Annotated in this window: 16 protein-coding genes; 7 read left to right on the top strand and 9 right to left on the bottom strand. The window is 68.8% G+C overall.

The window, feature by feature from the left end; translation table 11 throughout:
- Positions 1-266: 266 nt before the first annotated feature.
- Genes G537_RS39665 through G537_RS0124320 form a run of 5 tightly spaced genes read right to left on the bottom strand, consistent with a single transcriptional unit; the run spans position 267 to position 4,799 of the window.
- Positions 267-1,223, bottom strand: a complete 957-nt coding sequence (locus G537_RS39665; RefSeq protein ID WP_034852839.1) for a branched-chain amino acid ABC transporter permease — start codon at positions 1,221-1,223, stop codon at positions 267-269.
- Between the two features lies 1 nt (position 1,224).
- Positions 1,225-2,112 carry a branched-chain amino acid ABC transporter permease gene (locus G537_RS0124335; RefSeq protein WP_026872328.1) on the bottom strand — a complete coding sequence of 296 codons (888 nt, stop codon included), beginning with the start codon at positions 2,110-2,112 and terminating at the stop codon, positions 1,225-1,227.
- Between the two features lie 15 nt (positions 2,113-2,127).
- Positions 2,128-2,832 (bottom strand): ABC transporter ATP-binding protein, encoded by a 705-nt coding sequence (locus tag G537_RS0124330; RefSeq protein WP_026872327.1) that lies wholly within the window; start codon positions 2,830-2,832, stop codon positions 2,128-2,130.
- On the bottom strand, positions 2,825-3,583 hold the full coding sequence (locus G537_RS0124325) for an ABC transporter ATP-binding protein (protein WP_026872326.1): 759 nt from the start codon (positions 3,581-3,583) through the stop codon (positions 2,825-2,827). Before G537_RS0124325 ends, G537_RS0124330 begins: the two co-directional genes overlap by 8 nt.
- Positions 3,584-3,590: 7 nt before the next feature.
- Complete coding sequence (locus tag G537_RS0124320; RefSeq protein WP_026872325.1) at positions 3,591-4,799, bottom strand: ABC transporter substrate-binding protein; 1,209 nt, start codon at positions 4,797-4,799, stop codon at positions 3,591-3,593.
- Positions 4,800-4,940: 141 nt separating this feature from the next.
- On the opposite strand from G537_RS0124320, the gene G537_RS0124315 reads away from it, so the two are divergent.
- Positions 4,941-5,516: a hypothetical protein gene (locus G537_RS0124315; protein WP_026872324.1), complete on the top strand. Its 576-nt coding sequence runs from the start codon at positions 4,941-4,943 to the stop codon at positions 5,514-5,516.
- Here the strand turns inward: G537_RS0124315 and G537_RS0124310 are convergent.
- The 4 genes from G537_RS0124310 to pspF all read right to left on the bottom strand — a co-directional run bounded on the left by G537_RS0124310 (position 5,513) and on the right by pspF (position 9,180).
- Positions 5,513-6,124 (bottom strand): helix-turn-helix domain-containing protein, encoded by a 612-nt coding sequence (locus G537_RS0124310; RefSeq protein ID WP_026872323.1) that lies wholly within the window; start codon positions 6,122-6,124, stop codon positions 5,513-5,515. The genes G537_RS0124315 and G537_RS0124310 overlap by 4 nt on opposite strands.
- A gap of 95 nt (positions 6,125-6,219) precedes the next feature.
- Positions 6,220-7,104, bottom strand: a complete 885-nt coding sequence (locus G537_RS0124305) for an MBL fold metallo-hydrolase (RefSeq protein ID WP_155888748.1) — start codon at positions 7,102-7,104, stop codon at positions 6,220-6,222.
- A 235-nt stretch (positions 7,105-7,339) separates the two neighbouring features.
- Positions 7,340-8,170 carry an SDR family NAD(P)-dependent oxidoreductase gene (locus G537_RS0124300; protein WP_026872321.1) on the bottom strand — a complete coding sequence of 277 codons (831 nt, stop codon included), beginning with the start codon at positions 8,168-8,170 and terminating at the stop codon, positions 7,340-7,342.
- Entirely contained in the window at positions 8,167-9,180 is a 1,014-nt protein-coding gene (gene pspF, locus G537_RS0124295; protein WP_026872320.1) for a phage shock protein operon transcriptional activator, read from the bottom strand. Before pspF ends, G537_RS0124300 begins: the two co-directional genes overlap by 4 nt.
- 157 nt (positions 9,181-9,337) lie before the next feature.
- Here pspF and G537_RS43860 point away from each other — a divergent pair, with 157 nt between their 5' ends.
- From G537_RS43860 to G537_RS0124265, 6 genes are read left to right on the top strand one after another with little or no spacing between them, the layout of a single operon-like run.
- Positions 9,338-9,508 (top strand): hypothetical protein, encoded by a 171-nt coding sequence (locus tag G537_RS43860; protein WP_155888747.1) that lies wholly within the window; start codon positions 9,338-9,340, stop codon positions 9,506-9,508.
- Between the two features lie 20 nt (positions 9,509-9,528).
- Complete coding sequence (gene pspA / locus G537_RS0124285) at positions 9,529-10,197, top strand: phage shock protein PspA (protein WP_026872319.1); 669 nt, start codon at positions 9,529-9,531, stop codon at positions 10,195-10,197.
- Between the two features lie 57 nt (positions 10,198-10,254).
- Positions 10,255-10,488, top strand: a complete 234-nt coding sequence (gene pspB, locus G537_RS0124280; RefSeq protein WP_026872318.1) for an envelope stress response membrane protein PspB — start codon at positions 10,255-10,257, stop codon at positions 10,486-10,488.
- Entirely contained in the window at positions 10,485-10,886 is a 402-nt protein-coding gene (pspC, locus tag G537_RS0124275; protein ID WP_034852874.1) for an envelope stress response membrane protein PspC, read from the top strand. The genes pspB and pspC overlap by 4 nt, the downstream gene beginning before the upstream one ends.
- Positions 10,887-10,920: 34 nt before the next feature.
- Positions 10,921-11,286, top strand: coding sequence for a DUF4870 family protein (locus tag G537_RS0124270; RefSeq protein WP_034852836.1), 366 nt, complete (start codon positions 10,921-10,923; stop codon positions 11,284-11,286).
- Between the two features lie 44 nt (positions 11,287-11,330).
- Positions 11,331-11,987, top strand: coding sequence for a hypothetical protein (locus G537_RS0124265; protein ID WP_026872315.1), 657 nt, complete (start codon positions 11,331-11,333; stop codon positions 11,985-11,987).
- Positions 11,988-12,319: the final 332 nt, after the last annotated feature.

Below are 12,319 nucleotides of genomic sequence, written 5' to 3'. Positions count from 1 at the left end.
CCGAAGACCGGCGAGACCCTGCCCGAGCTGGAGGACCGCGAGAACCACGCCATCGACGCCCTGCGCTACGCCCTCGAAGGCCAGAGGAAGCAGTACGTCAGCTATGACAGCAGCCTGAAATGGGTGGGGTGAGGGCGGGCCTCTCCCGCAAGCGAAATCTTTTCAGAATTCGATTTCCGCGGGGCTGGTGATGACGCTCGGCGTTGGTCCCGGCCCCCCCTTGCCCCTCCCGCAAGCGGAGGAGGAGGATAGAAAGGATAAGCCGGTTAACCTTTTCTTCGCAGCCAGTGCGCGATCTCGCCGACGATGCCGCGGCGGAACAACAGGACGACGACGACGAAGATGGCGCCGGTCACCACCGTCACCGGCAGGGCGGATTCGGCCAGGTAGTTCTGCAGCGTCACCACGAGGCCGGCGCCGACCACCGGGCCGACCATGGTGCCGATGCCGCCGAGCAGCGTCATCAGGATCACCTCGCCCGACATCTGCCACTGGATGTCGGTCAGCGAGGCCAGCTGGAACACCAGCGCCTTGGTGCCGCCGGCGAGGCCGGCCAGCGCCGCCGACATGACGAAGGCGGTCAGCTTGTAGGCGTCGACCCGGTAGCCCAGCGAGACCGCCCGCGGCTCGTTCTCGCGGATCGCCTTCAGGATCTGGCCGAAGGGCGAATGCACGATGCGCCAGATGATGAAGAAGCCGAGGCCGAAGATCGCCAGCACGACATAGTAGAAGGTCAGAGACTCCGACAGGTCGAACAGGCCGAACATGCGGTCCTGCGGCACCGACTGGATGCCGTCCTCGCCGCCGGTGAAGGGCGCCTGCAGCGCCACGAAGAACACCATCTGCGACAGCGCCAGGGTGATCATCGAGAAGTAGATGCCCTGGCGGCGGATGGCGAGGAAGCCCATCACCAGCCCCATCGCCGCGGCGGCGGCGGTGCCGGCCAGGATCGCCGCCTCCGGCGGCCAGCCCCAGACCTTGGCGGCATGGGCGCTGACATAGGCGGCGCCGCCGAAGAAGGCGGCGTGTCCGAAGGACAGGAGGCCGACATAGCCGATCAGCAGGTTGAAGGCGCAGGCGAAGAGGGCGAAGCACAGGAGCTTCATCAGGAAGACGGGGTACAGGACGTAGGGCGCGCCGAGGGCGACCACCGCGACCGCCAGCGCCACCGCGATCCTCGTCCCGTTCAGGCCTTCCGCCCGGGCCTGGTCGATCGCCGCCATCTCAGCGCTCCCGCCCGAACAGGCCGGCGGGGCGGACCAGCAGCACCAGCGCCATGATGACGAAGACCACGATGTTCGAGGCCGGCGGGTAGAACACCTTGGTCAGCCCCTCGAAGATGCCGAGCGCGAAGCCGGTGACGATGGCGCCGAGGATCGAGCCCATGCCGCCGATCACCACCACGGCGAAGACGACGATGATCAGGTTCGACCCCATCAGCGGGCTGACTTGGTAGACCGGCGCCGCCAGCACCCCGGCGAGGCCGGCGAGGCCGACCCCGAAGGCATAGGTCAGGGTGATCATGCGCGGCACGTTGATGCCGAAGGCCTGGACCAGGGTCGGGTTCTCGGTGGCGGCGCGGAGGGTGGCGCCGAGCGGGGTCTTCTCGATCACGAACCAGGTGAGGAAGCAGATCACCAGCGAGGCCAGCACCACCCAGCCGCGGTAGATCGGCAGCACCATGAAGCCGAGATTGACCGCGCCGGTCAGCGCCGCCGGCGGGGCGTAGGGCTGGCCCGAGGTGCCGTAGAGGCTGCGGAACAGCCCCTCCAGGATCAGCGTCACGCCGAAGGTCAGGAGCAGGCCGTAGAGCGGGTCCAGCCGGTAGAGGCGCGACAGGAACAGCTTCTCCAGGATGATGCCGGTGATCGCGACGGCGATGGGCGCCAGCACCAGCGCCGGCCAGTAGCCGACGCCGAGGAAGGTCAGCAGCATCCAGGCGGCGAAGGCGCCCAGCATGTACTGCGCGCCATGGGCGAAGTTGATGACGTTGAGCAGGCCGAAGATGACGGCGAGGCCGAGGCTGAGCAGGGCGTAGAAGGAGCCGTTGATCAGCCCCAGCAGCAGCTGCCCGAACAGCACCTGGGTGGGGATGCCGAGCAGCGGGATCATGGCGCGGTCCTCATCTCAGACCCCCAGCGTCTCATGCAGCAGGTCCATCTTCGCGTCCATCTCCTCGCGCCGGATCTCGGCCACCACGCGGCCGTCCTCCATCAGGTAGTGCCGGTCGGCCAGGGTGCTGGCGAAGCGGAAGTTCTGCTCGACCAGGAGGATGGTCATGCCCTGGGCCTTCAGGGTGCGCAGCACCTCGCCGATGCGCTGCACGATCACCGGCGCCAGGCCCTCGGTCGGCTCGTCCAGCAGCAGCAGGCGCACGCCGGTGCGCAGCACCCGGGCGATCGCCAGCATCTGCTGCTCGCCGCCCGACAGCTTGGTGCCCTGGCTCGACGCGCGCTCGGCCAGGTTCGGGAACAGGCGGTGGATCTCGGAGAGGCTCATCCCGCCCTCGGCCACCTTCGGCGGCAGCGTCAGGTTCTCGGAGACCGAGAGCGAGGCGAAGATGCCGCGCTCCTCCGGCACATAGCCGATGCCGGCGCGGGCGACGCTGTGCGGCGGCGTCGCCATCAGGTCGGTGCCGTCCATCCGGATCGTGCCCTGGCGCCGGCGCAGGATGCCCATGATGGCGCGCAGCGTCGTGGTCTTGCCGACGCCGTTGCGGCCCAGCAGGGTCACGGTCTCGCCCGGGAAGACGTCGAGGTCGACGCCGTGCAGCACATGGCTCTCGCCGTAGAAGGCCTGCAGGCCGCGGACATGGAGCAGCGGCTCAGCCATGCTCGGACCCCATATACGCCTCGCGCACCCGCGGGTCGGCCGAGACCTCGGCATAGCTGCCCTCGGCCAGGATCTCGCCGCGCTGCAGCACTGTGACCCGGTGGCAGAGATCGGCGACGACGCTGAGGTTGTGCTCCACCATCAGCACCGTGCGGTCGGCCGCGACCCGGCGGATCAGGTCGGCGATGCGGCCGATCTCCTCGTGCCCCATGCCGGCCATCGGCTCGTCCAGCAGCAGCATCGGCGGGTCGAGCGCCAGGGTGGTGGCGATCTCCAGCGCCCGCTTGCGGCCGTAGGACAGGTCGACGGCGGGGATGTGGGCGAAGTCCTTCAGATTGACCGCCTCGATCAGCGCCAAAGCGCGGTCGTCGAGCCGCCGCAGCACCCGGTCCGAGCGCCAGAACTGGCGCGCGAGGCCCTCCGGCCGCTGCAGCGCCACCCGGACGTTCTCCAAGACCGTCAGATGCGGGAACACGGCCGAGATCTGGAACGAGCGGACGAGGCCGCGCCGCGCCACCTCGGCCGGCTTCAGCCCGGTGATGTCCTCGCCGCGGAAGGCGATGCGGCCCGAGGTCGGCTGGTGGAACTTGGTCAAGAGGTTGAAGACGGTGGTCTTGCCGGCGCCGTTCGGCCCGATCAGGGCGTGGATCGTGCCCTCGCGCACGGCCAGGTCCACGCCCTTGACGGCGAGAAAGCCGCGGAAGGCCTTGGTCAGGCCCTCCGCCACCAGGATCGGCTGGGCTTCAGCCATTCGCCGGCTACTTCTTCGCCGTGAGCGGGCAGCCGCTCTCCTCCAGCGACAGATAGGCCTGGTCGCCGGGGATGGTGGCCAGGATCCTGTAGTAGTCCCACGGCTTGCTGCTCTCCGACGGCTTCTTGACCTCGGCCAGGTACATGTCGTGCACCATGCGGCCGTTGGCCAGGACCTTGCCGCCATGGGCGAAGACGTCGTCGACCGGCAGCTCCTTCATCTTGGCCGCCACCTTCTCGCCGTCGTCGGTGCCGGCGGCCTGGACCGCCTTCAGATAATGCAGGACCGACGAGTACTCGCCGGCCTGGACCATGTTCGGCATGCGCTGGGTGCGCTCGAAGAAGCGCTGGGCCCAGGCCCGGGTCTCGTCGTTCAGGTCCCAGTAGAAGCCTTCGGTCAGCACCAGCCCCTGCGACGCCTCGAGGCCGAGGCCGTGCACCTCGGCCAGGGTGAACAGCAGGCCGGCCAGCTTCTGGCCGCCGGCGACGATGCCGAACTCCGCCGCCTGCTTGATCGCGTTGGCGGTGTCGAGCCCGGCATTGGCCAGGCCCACCACCTTGGCGCCCGACGCCTGGGCCTGCAGCAGGAAGGAGGAGAAGTCGGTGGTGTTCAGCGGGTGCCGCACGCTGCCCAGCACCTTGCCGCCCTGGGAGGTGACGAACTTCGTCGTCTGCTCCTCCAGCGAATAGCCGAAGGCGTAGTCCGCGGTCAGGAAGAACCAGCTGTCGCCGCCCTGGCCGACGAGGGCGCCGCCGGTGCCGACCGCCAGCGCATGGGTGTCGTAGGCCCAGTGGAAGCCGGTGGGCGAGCAGGCCTTGCCGGTCAGGTCGGTGGTGGCGGCGCCGGAGGTGATGGTGACCTTGTGCTTCTCCGCGGCCAGCGCCTGGACGGCGAGCGCGACGGAGGAGGTGGTCAGCTCGGTGATCGCGTCGACGCCGTCGACGTCGAACCACTGCCGGGCGATGTTCGAGCCGATATCGGGCTTGTTCTGGTGGTCGGCGGAGACGATCTCGACCGGCACGCCCAGCACCTTGCCGCCGAAATCCTCGATCGCCATCTTCGCGGCCTCGACCGACCATTTGCCGCCGAAATCGGCATAGACGCCGGACTGGTCGTTCAGGACGCCGATCTTGACGACATTGCCCGAGACCTGGGCCGCGGCCGGCAGGGCGAAGCCCGCGACCAGCAATCCGACAGCAACAGCGTTCCGCTTCATGGTGCCTCCCAGATGACGGCTCATTCGCCAGGATTTTAGGGTTTTCGGAACCCTGCCTGAGTCGGGCCCGGCGGTGCAATCGCCTTTTCGCAGTGCGGGAGGAAATCCGTTACTGTTTTCCGGTTCGACCGGAGGACTCCGATGCGAAACGCCCTCATCGGCATGGCTTTCCTCGCCGGTTTCGGCCCGGCGGCGGCCGGCGAGATCTCCAGCGCCTATACCGATCTCGATCTGGAGCGGGATTGCGCGACGGTCGCCGCGGCCGGCCCAGACGACGGCGACTGGCAGGAGCTGGTCTGCAGCGGCTGGCGCGGCTATCCGGTGCTGCTCTCGATCGCCGATCTGCGGCATTCGGTGTTCTACGGTTTCCCGCCCACAGGCGACCGGCCGTTCGAGACCTTCGCCGCCTTCAACGCGGCCGGGCCGCGGATCGAATGGCGGATCGAGAGCGAGGGCGACCGCAGCACGCCCTTCGCCACGATCCACCGCTGGACCGTGGAGGGGGCGGAGGGGCGGCGGACCGAGGTGCTGGTGGTGTCCAAGGTCGGGCAGTTGGAGGGCCGGCAGGGCTGCGTCGTCGGGCTGGTGACCGCCACCGGCCATCCCGACGCCAACGAGTCCGCCCGCAGGCTGGCCGACGAGCGGGCGCGGAGCTTCGCCTGCGGCACTGATGCGCCGGTGGAGATCGGCCAGCCACCGAGCTTCGGAAGACCCTAGGACGAGCGGTTCGCGGGCGGCGCCGAGATGATCAGATAGTATTCGGCCGGCCTGGATGTGCGGTTCTCGAACCAGTGTTCGACGTCCGCCTCGAAATACAGGCAATCACCCTCGTTCAGCACCGTCTCATTGTCCGGGGTCGCCACGATCACGTGACCCCGGGAGGCCACGATGTGCTTGCCGGTCCCCGACGGGTGCGGCGGCGAACGGCCGGTCGACGTGTTCGCCGGCAGATGGTGCAGAACGACTTCGACGGTCATGCCGGGCCTGTTCGGCGAAAGCAGGGAGCGCTCGAACCCCGTTTCCGGATCCCGAAACACCTGACGCTGATCCTTCGTCACGAGCGCGAAGGCGCGACGCGTCGGCTCCTCGTCACCGACAAGGGAAGAGAATGAAGCGCCGAGAGCGTGCGCGATCTGCTTGGCGATGCCGATGGTCGGGCTCTTCTCTCCACGTTCGATCTTGGACAGCATCGCCCGGCTCACCCCGGACAATTTGGAGAGCTGTTCAAGCGTGAGATTCTTCTGCTCGCGGATGGTTCGGACACGGTCGCCGAAAGCGCTGACGGCGTCGCGTGCTCCAGGCCGGGATTGTCCAGAGTTCCTCAAGTGGCTCCGCTTTCCGCTCGCGTGCTTCGGCGGCCATCCTAGATACGGGGCGGGCGCATGTCACTCGGGCGGCCGGAGCCAAGGCGCCGACGGGATCAGAGCGGCAGGAACCGATAGGCCCGCCCGGCGCGCTCGACAGACCCGACGCCCGGGAAATCGAGGTGCGCACCGGCGACGAACACACCGCGCCGCGCCGTGCGCTCCAGCAACCTCCGTCGAGTTGAACGCGCTCGAACCTGATCGGCATCGAACTCCCAAGTCAGCTCCGGCCTTTCGAACTGGATCGAGGGCACATGGATGAGATCCCCCCAGATCAGCAGAGTCTCGCCTCCGCCCGACACCTCGAATGCGGTGTGTCCGGCTTCATGGCCATGCGCCTGAACGGCGGTGATGCTGTCGCTCAGCTTGAAGCCGTCCCCGAACGGCAAACGCGTCCGGCGAAACCGGGAGAGCCGCTCGTACCCATCGAACATCGACACTTCCTCTTGCGGAACAAGCAGCCGCCGGAGGTTGGGAAACGCGTCCGAGCCGTCGGCGGCCACCAGGCCGTGGACGTGATCTGCATGGGTGTGCGTGACGGCGACGGTCCCGATGCTCTCGCGCGCCACACCCGCCTCGGCCAGCGCGTCGAGCAGCGAGCCCATCGTCGGCAGCCACGCATTCGCCGCTCCCGTATCGATCAGCACGTGCTGGTCATGATCGATCACCAGAAAGGCGTTGACCGATAGACGGAGGTGCCCGCCGACCAGTTTCACCTGGGCCGGCATGTCCGATCCAAAAGGACGGTCTCCCGCTTGACGCAGTCGGCTGGGCGGCATGTCCACATAGCCGTCGCGGAGAGCGACCACGGTGAGATCGCCGAATTCGTAGCGCGCGAAGTTTGTGCCGGAAGCCGTCCTTTTCAGACGCCGCTCACCGGCGGAGGCATCTTTCTGCGAAGCGACCGTACCGGCCGCTCCCGGAACGTTGCGATGTGTCATGGCGCCAAAGCCCTCAGAAGCGGCACAGTTCACTCCATGATGACGGCTGTGCCGAGGCCGGATCCAACGTGGCCATCCCGGCGGGGCGTCTTCTATAGCAGAATTTGATCTTCTATAGAAGAATCACGTCTGGCGACGGTGCGTCGTAGGGTATCTTGGACCGCTGGGCGTGTTTGGCGCGGACGGATCATCGGGATCGTCCGCTTTCGAGGGCCAGGAGGACCTCCCGCCGCCCTCAGTTCACCCCGCGCCCCGTGGCGAAGATCATCAGCCGGTCGAACAGCGCCGCCGGCAGCAGCCGCTTCACCCAGAACACCGCCTTGGAATCAGCGCCCAGGCGCAGCCGCGCCGGCATGCGCCGGGCCTCGGCCAGGCGCAGCAGCCGCGCCGCCGCCCGGCCGCTGATCGCGGCCGCCCGCTCCGGCGCCACCCCTCCCAGCGCTGCCCGCCGGGCCACGGCCCGGTCGTATTTGCCGCGATAGGGCGAGTCCGCCGCCGGGGCCGGATGGTCCAGCCGGGCATTGAAGCCGGTGTCGTGGCGCCCGGGCTCGACCGCGCAGACCTGCACGCCGTGCGGCGCCAGCTCGAGCCGCAGCGCCTCGCTGAAGCCGGACAGGCCGTGCTTGCTGGCGCAGTAGATCGCCATGAAGGGCGTGCCGATGAAGCCCAGGACCGAGGAGATGTTGATCACCCGGCCGCGCCGCGCGCGCAGCGCCGGCAGCAGGTCGCGGGTCAAGAGGATCGGGGCCTCCAGATTGGTCGCGATCTGGCGCCGGATCTGGCCGTCGTCCAGCGTCTCGACCGGGCCGTACAGGCCGTAGCCGGCATTGTTGATCAGGCAGTCCAGGCCGCCCCCGACCGCGGCCACCGCCGCCGCCCGCTGCGTCGGATCGGTGACGTCGAGCGGCAGCACGGTCACGCCGGGGATCGCCGCCAGCGCCGCGGCCTCGGGCCGGTCCGCCGGGCCGCGCAAGGTCGCCAGCACCGACCAGCCGGCGGCGGCGAAGCGCTTCGCGGCGGCGAAGCCGAAGCCGGAGCTGCAGCCGGTGATCAGCACGGTCTTCATGCGTCCTCTCCTCCCGATCGCGCCGACAGGCCGTGCTTGCGCAGCAGATGACGGAGCTGATCATAGCCGAGGCCGAGCGCCGTGGCGGTGCGGCCCTGATGCCCGTGATGGGCCGCCAGCGCCGCCTCGAGCCACCGCTTCTCCACCGCCGCGATCTCGGCCCGGAAGTCGTAGGGCAGCGGCGGGGCGGCGGCGGGGGCCTCGGCCCCGGCCCCGGTCTGCTGCCCTTTCGGCCGCCAGGGCGAGGCGAAGGGGTCCAGCACGATCTCCGTCACCGGCCGGTCCGGTGGGGTGCGGTAGACCGCGCGCTCGACCGCGTTCTTCAGCTCGCGGATGTTGCCGGGCCAGGGATGCGCGTGCAGCGCCGCCATCGCGGCCGGCGCGAAGCCGGGGAAGCCCGGCCGGTCGAGGACATGGGCCATCGCTTGCGCGAAATGCGCGGCCAGCAGCGGGATGTCCTCCGGCCGGGCGCGCAGCGGCGGCACGGTCAGCACGTCGAAGGCCAGCCGGTCCAGCAGGTCGCCGCGGAACCGTCCGGCCGCGACCTCGCCCGGCAGGTCGACATTGGTGGCGGCGACGACGCGGACGTCGACCGTCATCGTCTGGGTGCCGCCGACCCGCTCGATCTCGCCGTATTCGATGGCGCGCAGCAGCTTCTCCTGCACCCGCAGGCTGGCATTCGCCAGCTCGTCCAGGAACAGGGTGCCGCCGTCGGCACGCTCGAACCGGCCGACATGGCGGCGGACCGCCCCGGTGAAGGCGCCGGCCTCGTGGCCGAACAGCTCGCTTTCCAGCAGCTCGGGCGACAGCGCGGCGCAGTCCAGCTTGACGAAAGGCCGGTCCCAGCGCGGCGACAGGAAGTGCAGCCGTGCCGCGATCAGCTCCTTGCCCGTGCCGCGCTCGCCGATCACCAGCACCGGCCGGTCCAGCGCGGCCGCGGCGGAGACCCGGTCCAGCAGGTCGACGAAGGCGGGCGCCTCGCCCAGCAGATGCGGCAGACCGTCGACCATGAGCCCCTTTCGGCGAAATCTTCCGAAGAATTGGAAATTCCTGCCGAAGGATCAAGGGGCGATCCGAACGAAGCGGCGCAAACCGGCCCGATTCGACTTTGGCACGGGCTTTGCAACCCAGGGGATGACCCGAACGCATCGGGCTTGAGGAGGACCAATGAGCTACGGCTTCGACCCGACCGGCACTCGAACCCGCACTGGCCGCAGCGCCGGAGCCGCCGACTGGCGCCGCACGGGCGAGCGCCTGATGGCCTGGATCGCCAGCCGGCCGACCGAGAACTGGGTGTTCTTCGGCGCCGGCGTGCTGATCGCTTCCCTGTTCCTGTAGGATCGAAAGAGGACCGTGTGATGGGTATCTTTTCCCGCCTTGGCGACATCATCAACTCCAACATCAATTCCATGCTCGACCGCGCCGAGGATCCCGAGAAGATCGTCCGGCTGATCGTGCAGGAGATGGAGGACACGCTGGTCGAGGTGCGCGCCGCCGCCGCCCGCTCGATCGCGGAGAAGAAGGAGATCCTGCGCAAGGTCGACCAGCTCGAGGCCGCGCAGGCCGAATGGCAGCGCAAGGCCGAGCTGGCGGTCGAGAAGGGCCGCGAGGACCTGGCCAAGGGCGCGCTGGTCGCCAAGGCCCAGGCCGCGACCGCGGCCGACCTGCTGCGCCGCGAGCTGGAGACGATCGAAGCCGCGCTGGCCAAGACCAACGAGGATCTCGGCCGGCTCGAGGCCAAGCTGACCGAGGCGAAGAACAAGCAGAAGTCCTTCGCCATCCGGCACGACGCGGCGCGCGACCAGATCCGCATCCGCACCCAGCTGCATGACGGCCGGATCGACGAGGCGCTGGCCCGCTACGAGCAGATCGAGCGCAAGATCGACACGCTGGAGGGCCAGGTCGAATCCTTCGATCTCGGCCGGCGCAAGACGCTGCAGGACGAGTTCGCCGAGCTCGAGGCCGAGGGCGGCGTCGAGAAGGAGCTGCAGGCGATCAAGGCCCGCCTCGGCCGCACCGGCGGCTGATCGCTTTCGTCAAACCGGCCCGGCGTCTTCCGCCGGGCCGCAGACGCAAGGACAACCATGTTTCACGCCTTCTTCTTCGTCCCGGTCATCGTCTTCCTGGTGATCGTGGCGCCGATCTGGCTGGTGCTGCACTACGTCACCCGCTGGCGATCGACCCGGACGCTGTCGCGCGAGGACGAGCGCATGCTGGTCGACCTGTGGGAGAGCGCCAAGCGGATGGAGCTGAGGATCCAGACACTCGAGAAGATCCTCGACGCCGAGGCGCCGCAGTGGCGGAGGCCGATGCCGTGACCGACCGCTTCACCGAATCCCCGAACCCGCATCGCCTCTACCGCGATCCGGACAACGGGGTGTTCCTCGGCGTCTGCGCCGGCATCGCCGCCTATTTCGGGGTCTCGCCCGGCAAGGTCCGCTTCGGCACCGTGGTGCTGGGCCTGATCTTCTTCCCGCACATCCTGATCGCCTATCTGGCGGCGGCGGTGTTCCTGAAGCGCCGGCCGAGGCTCTTGTACCGCAGCCCGGACGAGGAGGCGTTCTGGCGGTCGGTCTCGGTCCAGCCGGCCGACACCTTCTCCGCCATCCGCCACAACTTCCGCGAGCTGGAGCAGCGCCTGGTGGGGATGGAGCGCTACGTCACCTCCAGCGAGTTCAAGCTGAACCGGGACTTCCGCGATCTCGAAGGTCGTTGAGTTTCCGAATCCAACCCGACGAAAGGAGCCAGCAATGGCCGCTTCCTACCGACCGGATATCGAGATCATGTCGCCGCGCCGCTCGCGCGACGGGCTGAGCACGGTCGGCCATGTGGTCTATGCGATCTACGCCGTGTCGCTGTTCACCGCCCTGCCGATGCTGATCGGCGTGGTCATCGCCTATCTGGGGCGCGGCGACGCCCGCGGCACGGTCGCCTGGGACCATCTCACCTGGGCGATCCGCACCTTCTGGGCGTTCCTGCTGCTCGGCCTCCTCTTCGGCGCCCTGACCTGGGTGCTGATCGGCTGGCCGCTCCTGGGCCTGCTGTGGCTGTGGACCGTCTATCGCGTCGTCCGCGGCTGGATGGCCGTCGCCAACCGGACGCCGCTCTACCGCTGACATAACCGCGCCGGCAGGGCCGGCCGAGTGGAGGAGGGATTGTCATGGGAGCGTTCAAGACTTTGGCCTTCCTGGCGGGGTTCGGCGCCGCCGATCCCTCCGCGATCGAGCCGGTCGACCTGAGCCAGGTCGACGCGGTGGCGGTGACCGGCGGCGGCCTCGCGGTCGCCGCCACCACCGACGCCGGCCGGCCGCTGACGGCGGTGCTGGAGCAGTCGGAGGGCTGCGCCGCGACCCTGCGGGTCGAGGGCCGCGTCCTGACGGTCGATGTCCGCGAGCAGTCGTCGGTCTGGCCGCGCGAGTGCCGGCCTACCCTGTCGGTCAATCTCCGGCCCGGCGCCGACATCGCCCTGCGGCCGGCCGCGGTCTCGGCCACGCTGGACGGCCGCTTCGGCGCCGTCGCGGTCCGGGCCCAGGCGGCCGAGCTGACCCTGACCGGCCAGGCCTCGACCCTCGACCTGTCGGCCCGGGCGCTGCAGGCCACGGTCCGCAGCACCGGCCCCGATCCCGGCCGGTCGATCCGCATCCAGGCCGACGCCGCCGACCTCGATCTCGGCTTCCGCCGCGGCACCCCGGTCAGCTATCAGGTTGACGCCAAGGTCTCGGTGGTCGACAGCACCCTGCCCGCCAGCGCCGGCGACCGGCCGCTGGTGTCGATCAAGGGCGATTTCGTCCGGGCCCGCATCGGCTATGTCGATTGAGACCGGGGCAATCGGATGGCAGGCGCCAATCCATGCCATTTCTGTCATCGCCGGGCTTGACCCGGCGATCCAGGGGCCACCCAGAGCGGCATCGAGGTTTCCTGGATGCCCGGGTCAAGCCCGGGCATGACAAGAACATAGGACGCTGTGCATTCGCTTGATTGTCCCAACAAGCGTCTCCCCTTCCCTTGAAATAGCGGACCGTCGTCTCTAAAAAGGACAGCAGATGCCCCGGCCTGCCGGCCAGATCCGGTGGCCGGTATGTCTGTCGTCGTGTCCGGATTCGATCCGAGGCGGCAATCTTTACGGAAAATTGACGAGGGAGATTTCAG

Origin of the sequence: Inquilinus limosus DSM 16000 (assembly GCF_000423185.1) — a bacterium.
GTDB lineage: Bacteria > Pseudomonadota > Alphaproteobacteria > DSM-16000 > Inquilinaceae > Inquilinus > Inquilinus limosus.
Note: the sequence above shows the minus strand (reverse complement) of the source record. Positions and strands in the feature narration are given on the sequence as shown.

Coding starts and splice junctions, on each gene's coding strand:
- G537_RS39665 (WP_034852839.1), bottom strand. CDS start 1,223: ATGGCGGCGATCGACCAGGCCCGGGCGGAAGGCCTGAACGGGACGAGG.
- G537_RS0124335 (WP_026872328.1), bottom strand. CDS start 2,112: ATGATCCCGCTGCTCGGCATCCCCACCCAGGTGCTGTTCGGGCAGCTG.
- G537_RS0124330 (WP_026872327.1), bottom strand. CDS start 2,832: ATGGCTGAGCCGCTGCTCCATGTCCGCGGCCTGCAGGCCTTCTACGGC.
- G537_RS0124325 (WP_026872326.1), bottom strand. CDS start 3,583: ATGGCTGAAGCCCAGCCGATCCTGGTGGCGGAGGGCCTGACCAAGGCC.
- G537_RS0124320 (WP_026872325.1), bottom strand. CDS start 4,799: ATGAAGCGGAACGCTGTTGCTGTCGGATTGCTGGTCGCGGGCTTCGCC.
- G537_RS0124315 (WP_026872324.1), top strand. CDS start 4,941: ATGCGAAACGCCCTCATCGGCATGGCTTTCCTCGCCGGTTTCGGCCCG.
- G537_RS0124305 (WP_155888748.1), bottom strand. CDS start 7,104: ATGACACATCGCAACGTTCCGGGAGCGGCCGGTACGGTCGCTTCGCAG.
- G537_RS0124300 (WP_026872321.1), bottom strand. CDS start 8,170: ATGAAGACCGTGCTGATCACCGGCTGCAGCTCCGGCTTCGGCTTCGCC.
- pspF (WP_026872320.1), bottom strand. CDS start 9,180: ATGGTCGACGGTCTGCCGCATCTGCTGGGCGAGGCGCCCGCCTTCGTC.
- G537_RS43860 (WP_155888747.1), top strand. CDS start 9,338: ATGAGCTACGGCTTCGACCCGACCGGCACTCGAACCCGCACTGGCCGC.
- pspA (WP_026872319.1), top strand. CDS start 9,529: ATGGGTATCTTTTCCCGCCTTGGCGACATCATCAACTCCAACATCAAT.
- pspB (WP_026872318.1), top strand. CDS start 10,255: ATGTTTCACGCCTTCTTCTTCGTCCCGGTCATCGTCTTCCTGGTGATC.
- G537_RS0124270 (WP_034852836.1), top strand. CDS start 10,921: ATGGCCGCTTCCTACCGACCGGATATCGAGATCATGTCGCCGCGCCGC.
- G537_RS0124265 (WP_026872315.1), top strand. CDS start 11,331: ATGGGAGCGTTCAAGACTTTGGCCTTCCTGGCGGGGTTCGGCGCCGCC.